Origin of the sequence: Bradyrhizobium sp. Cp5.3 (assembly GCF_000426265.1) — a bacterium.
Taxonomy (GTDB): domain Bacteria; phylum Pseudomonadota; class Alphaproteobacteria; order Rhizobiales; family Xanthobacteraceae; genus Bradyrhizobium; species Bradyrhizobium neotropicale.
The window spans coordinates 169,823-175,822 of record NZ_AUFA01000017.1; the positions used below are offsets into that span (position 1 = coordinate 169,823).

Below are 6,000 nucleotides of genomic sequence, written 5' to 3' on the forward strand. Positions count from 1 at the left end.
AGAAGACGTGGCGTTGGGGCGTTGAACGCATGTCGGGCACATCCCGTTGGGGCGGATGGGCCTGGATATGCCGGCGGATGTGAGGTGCACGCACCGAACCATCGCGTCGGGAGAAACTGGGCCGGGTTCCCACCGGCTGAACTGCGAAGCCTTTGGGCCGAAAAGGCCAGGGGACTCGCGAAAGAGAAATGTCGACCGGGCGCCTCAACGAAGGCGGTCCGGTCAAAGATAAGGACGGGGCAAGACGATGCGGATTGAGCGGCGCCACACTTCACAAGGACAGTCACCCTACGCCGGGATCGAATTCCGGCTGACCACGTCGGAGATCCGGAATCCCGACGGCTCGGTGGTCTTCAAACTCGACAACGTCGAAGTGCCGACCGAATGGTCGCAGGTCGCTTCCGACGTGCTCGCGCAGAAATATTTCCGTAAAGCCGGCGTTGCCGCGCGCCTGAAGAAGGTCGAGGAGGAATCCGTCCCCTCCTTCCTGTGGCGCTCCGTGCCCGATACCGAGGCGCTGGCCGCGCTGCCTGAGAAAGAGCGCTATGTCAGCGAGCTCTCGGCAAAGCAGGTGTTCGATCGCCTCGCCGGCTGCTGGACCTATTGGGGCTGGAAGGGCGGCTATTTCTCAAATGATGAAGACGCCCAGGCCTTCTACGACGAGCTCCGCTACATGCTCGCCATGCAGATGGTCGCGCCGAACTCGCCGCAATGGTTCAACACCGGCCTGCACTGGGCCTATGGCATCGACGGGCCCGGCCAGGGCCACTATTACGTCGACCCCTTCACCGGCAAGCTGACCAAGTCCAAGTCGGCCTATGAGCACCCGCAGCCGCACGCCTGCTTCATCCAGGGCGTCGGTGACGACCTCGTCAACGAGGGCGGCATCATGGACCTCTGGGTCCGCGAAGCACGCCTGTTCAAATACGGCTCCGGCACCGGCTCCAACTTCTCCCGCCTGCGCGGCGAAGGCGAAAAGCTCTCCGGCGGCGGCCGCTCGTCCGGCCTGATGAGCTTCCTCAAGATCGGCGACCGCGCCGCGGGCGCGATCAAGTCGGGCGGCACCACGCGCCGCGCGGCCAAGATGGTCGTGGTCGACGTCGATCACCCCGATATCGAGACCTATATCGACTGGAAGGTGAAGGAGGAGCAGAAGGTCGCCGCCCTCGTCACCGGCTCCAAGATCAACCAGAAGCACCTCAAGGCCGTTCTGAAGGCCTGCGTCAACTGCGAAGGCTCGGGCGACGACTGTTTCGATCCCGAGAAGAACCCTGCCCTGCGCCGCGAGATCAAGCTCGCGCGCCGCAGCCTCGTGCCCGACAACTACATCAAGCGGGTGATCCAGTTCGCCAAGCAGGGCTACAAGGACATCCAGTTCGACACCTACGACACCGACTGGGATTCGGAAGCCTATCTCACGGTCTCCGGCCAGAATTCCAACAACTCGGTCTCGCTGAAGGACGACTTCCTCCGCGCGGTGGAGACCGACGGCGACTGGAACCTGAACGCCCGCACCTCCAAGAAGGTGACGAAGACGCTGAAGGCGCGCGACCTCTGGGAGAAGATCGGCTACGCCGCCTGGGCGTCGGCCGACCCGGGCCTGCACTTCAACACCACGATGAACGACTGGCACACCTGCAAGGCGTCCGGCGACATCCGCGCGTCCAATCCGTGCTCGGAATACATGTTCCTGGACGACACGGCGTGCAACCTCGCCTCCGCCAATTTGCTGACGTTCTACAACACCACGACGAAGCATTTCGACGTCGAGGGCTATGAGCACCTCTGCCGGCTCTGGACCCTCGTGCTCGAAATCTCCGTGATGATGGCGCAGTTCCCGTCGAAGGCGATCGCCGAGCTCTCCTACGAGTTCCGCACGCTCGGCCTCGGCTACGCCAACATCGGCGGCCTGCTGATGACCATGGGCCTGTCCTATGACTCGAAGGAAGGCCGTGCGCTCTGCGGCGCGCTGACCGCGGTCATGACCGGCATCACCTACAAGACCTCGGCGGAGATCGCGGGCGAGCTCGGCACCTTCCCGGGCTACAAGAAGAACGCCGCGCACATGCTGCGCGTGATCCGCAATCACCGCCGCGCCGCGCATGGCGAGGCCTCCGGCTACGAGGCGCTCAGCGTCAACCCGGTGCCGCTCGACCACGCCTCCTGCCCGCAAAAGGACCTGATCGCGCATGCGCAATCGGCCTGGGATGCGGCGCTCGAGCTCGGCGAGAAGCACGGCTATCGCAACGCCCAGACCACGGTGATCGCGCCGACCGGCACGATCGGCCTCGTCATGGACTGCGACACCACCGGCATCGAGCCCGACTTCGCCCTGGTGAAGTTCAAGAAGCTCGCCGGCGGCGGCTACTTCAAGATCATCAACCGCGCGGTGCCGTCCGCGCTGCGCGCGCTCGGCTATCGCGAAGCCGAGATCGCCGAGATCGAGGCCTATGCCGTCGGCCACGGCTCGCTGTCGAATGCGCCGGGGATCAACGCCTCGACGCTGAAGGCCAAGGGCTTCACCGATGAAGCGATCGCCAAGGTCGAAAAGGCCCTGCCGACCGCCTTCGACATCAAGTTCGCCTTCAACAAGTGGACCTTTGGCGAAGACTTCATCCGCGACCAGCTCGGCATCGGTGCCGAGGCGATCGCGGCCCCTGGCTTCGACCTGCTCCAGGCCGTCGGCTTCACCAAGCGCGAGATCGAGGCGGCCAACGTCCACATCTGCGGCGCGATGACGGTGGAAGGTGCCCCGCACCTAAAGCCCGAGCACTATCCGGTGTTCGACTGCGCCAATCCCTGCGGCAAGATCGGCAAGCGCTATCTGTCGGTCGAGAGCCACATCCGCATGATGGCGGCGGCGCAGCCCTTCATCTCGGGCGCGATCTCCAAGACCATCAACATGCCGAACGACGCCACGGTGGAGGACTGCAAGTCCGCCTACATGCTGTCGTGGAAACTCGCACTTAAAGCCAACGCGCTCTATCGCGACGGCTCGAAGCTGTCGCAGCCGCTCAACTCGCAGCTCATCAGCGACGATGAGGACGAGGACGATGCGGTCGATCATCTCTACGAGAAGCCGATGGCGGCGCGTGCCGCCCAGGTCTCCGAGAAAATCGTCGAGAAGCTCGTCGAACGCATCATCGTGATGCGCGAGCGCGAGAAGATGCCGGATCGCCGCAAGGGCTACACCCAGAAGGCGGTCGTCGGCGGCCACAAGGTTTACCTGCGCACCGGCGAGTATGACGATGGCCGTCTCGGCGAGATCTTCATCGACATGCACAAGGAAGGCGCGGCGCTGCGCTCCTTCATCAACAACTTCGCCATCGCCGTCTCGCTCGGCCTGCAATACGGCGTGCCGCTCGACGAATATGTCGACGCCTTCACCTTCACCCGCTTCGAGCCGGCGGGCCCCGTGCAGGGCAACGACTCGATCAAGTACGCGACCTCGATCCTCGACTACGTCTTCCGCGAGCTGGCGGTGAGCTACCTCAGCCGCTTCGACCTCGCCCATGTCGATCCCAACGAGACGGGCTTTGACGCGCTCGGCAAGGGCGTCGAGGAAGGCAAGGAGCCGGACGACGAGGCCGGCCACCACGCGACCAAGCTGGTCTCGCGCGGCCTCACCCGCTCCCGCACCGACAACCTCGTCGTGATGCGCGGCGGCTCCACGGCTGTCGCCCAGGGCAATGACAGCGCTCCGACCGGCGGCAGCAAGGTCACTGCGCTGGCCTCGCACGGTGCCTCGGCCCGCGCCGGCGACGCGGTGGAAGGCGCCGTCGCCCTGAAGCAGGAAACGAGCCACGACCTCTCGCCCACCGAGAAGCTCGAGCAGCTCCAGTGGAGCAAGGCCGGCACCGCCCAAACGCTGGTGCCCACCAAGGCCGAGCGCCGCGCGGAAGCCAAGGCCAAGGGCTACGAGGGTGAGATGTGCAGCGAGTGCGGCAACTTCACGCTGGTGCGGAATGGGACGTGCATGAAGTGCGATACTTGCGGAAGCACGACGGGGTGTTCGTGAGGCGGTAGATCGCGACGATCGTTAGTTAGGCCCGGGTTGACCCGGGCATCCACGAAGGGCGGCCGAAAGGCCGCCTTTTTTGGTCCTCGACCGCACCTGATATTCCATATATGGAATACAACTATAAGTACTCAAAGGGATTCGCATGTCCAGGCTTCACGGAAAAATCGTCAAGGCGGTTAGGGTTAGGGACACCGACCTTGGACGTGTCGTAGGCGAGTCCCTTAAGAGACTTCGTGAACTTGCCGGTCTAAGCCAGAGTGAGATCGCTACTCGTCTGAAGGTCGGCCAAGCGGCAATCTCTAAAATCGAGCACCGCGGCGACGTGCAGATCTCTTCGCTGCAGAAGTACGTCGAAGCGCTAGGTGCGGAGCTTCGGATTGAGGCAACGTTTACCCGTGAGGCACTCAAAAAGCTGCGCTTTGAGGGTGCATTCGATCCTGACCTACAAGACGACGATCAATTCGTTTTCCCGATCTTTGGCGATGATTTATTCCGACCAAAAAGGGACGTCGTTTTGAGCGTCCGTCCGGTCTATTCGCAAAAAATAATGGCGGGGGAGAAGACCGTCGAGTTACGACGCCGCTTTCCCATTTCGGCGCCGAGCGGCACGGTCGCTTACATCTACTCGACGTCACCCGTGCGTGCCATGGTTGGAAGCGCCGAAATCGAAAACGTGTACAAGATGCCTATTGCGGACATATGGAAGAAGTTCGGTTCAAAGGCACGTATCACGCGCGATGATTTTGAAAGCTACTTTTCCGGGCTTGAGGCTGGCTTTGCGTTGAAGTTCAAGAATGCCCGCGCGTTTGCGCGCCCAATCGATTTATCAGAACTTAGGCGGCGCTTCAGATTTGAGCCGCCACAATCATTCCTCTACGCCTCTCCAGTCCTTCGGACGGCCCTCGAAGATGAATACTCCGACGTATCTCATTGATACGAATGTCATCATCGGACTTGAAGACCATCGTACCGTACGACCCGCCTTTGCCGCGCTGCTAAGTACAGCAGCCAAGCACAAGGTGGATGTCCTGGTCCACGAGGCCGCGCGCGACGACATTCAGCGAGACCGCGATATTGCTAGGCGGAGCATCTCGCTCAGCAAACTTGAAAAATTTCAGGTTCTTAAGAAAGTACGCGGGCTTCAGGTAGCTGAACTACAGAAGCGGTTTGGGCAACTGCCACGACCGAATGATGTTGTGGACGCCACTCTTCTCGACTCTATTGAGCGGGGCGCTGCCGACTTTCTAGTCACAGAAGATCGTGGCTTGCACGAACGCGCCCGCAGATTCTCTCCCGAACTGGGACGGCGAGTACTGTTTGTTGCCGATGCTGTCCAACTGCTCAAAACGACGTTCGAACCGGTCGAGACTCCTGTACGTTACGTAGAAGAAGTGTCGGCAAATGAGATCCAACTCACGGATGACATCTTCAATAGTCTCCGCGACGATTATCTAGGGTTTGACAAGTGGTGGCGCGATAAGTGCATCAAGGAGCGTAGACCATGCTGGGCTGTTTTCGATGAAGGCTTAGCCGGTTTAATCGTTAGAAAAGACGAAACGGCCCAAACCACTGACGCGACGATCAAAGCAGCCAAAATTCTGAAGATCTGCACCTTCAAGGTGAGACCAGAAAAGCGCGTGACCTGCCACTGCGTATTTCCTCCAGATGGAGTTAGAGTCCGGCCTGAAGAAGGACGGACAGATGAAGCGAGCAAGGTTCACGGAAGAGCAGATTATCGCTGTGTTGAAGGAGCATGAGGCTGGGGCGAAGACGGCGGACTTGGCTCGCAAGCATGGGATCTCCGAGGCAACAATCTACAACTGGAAGGCCAGGTTCGGCGGCATGGACGTTTCCGAGGCCAAGCGGCTGAAGGCGCTGGAGGAGGAGAATGCGAAGCTGAAGAAGCTTCTGGCCGAGCAAATGCTCGATGCGGCGGCCCTTCGCGAGCTGCTGTCAAAAAAATGGTAGGGCCCGCCGCT

Annotated in this window: 2 protein-coding genes and 2 pseudogenes; all 4 read left to right on the forward strand. The window is 61.2% G+C overall.

Annotated features, from left to right (window positions below; translation table 11 throughout):
* Positions 1–247: 247 nt before the first annotated feature.
* Positions 248–4,018, forward strand: coding sequence for a vitamin B12-dependent ribonucleotide reductase (locus K289_RS0123010; RefSeq protein WP_027553694.1), 3,771 nt, complete (start codon positions 248–250; stop codon positions 4,016–4,018).
* A gap of 145 nt (positions 4,019–4,163) precedes the next feature.
* Positions 4,164–4,955, forward strand: a complete 792-nt coding sequence (locus K289_RS0123015) for a helix-turn-helix domain-containing protein (RefSeq protein ID WP_027553695.1) — start codon at positions 4,164–4,166, stop codon at positions 4,953–4,955.
* Positions 4,930–5,658 (forward strand): annotated as a pseudogene (locus tag K289_RS48855) (GNAT family N-acetyltransferase); the annotation flags it as partial. The gene K289_RS0123015 and the pseudogene K289_RS48855, both read left to right, overlap by 26 nt.
* Before the next feature lie 64 nt (positions 5,659–5,722).
* Positions 5,723–5,983: pseudogene (locus tag K289_RS0123025) on the forward strand (transposase); the annotation flags it as partial.
* Positions 5,984–6,000 lie beyond the last annotated feature (17 nt).

What these genes read in the sequence shown, in the direction of transcription:
- K289_RS0123015 (WP_027553695.1), top strand. Translation starts at nt 4,164, where the DNA reads ATGTCCAGGCTTCACGGAAAAATCGTCAAGGCGGTTAGGGTTAGGGAC.
- K289_RS0123010 (WP_027553694.1), top strand. Translation starts at nt 248, where the DNA reads ATGCGGATTGAGCGGCGCCACACTTCACAAGGACAGTCACCCTACGCC.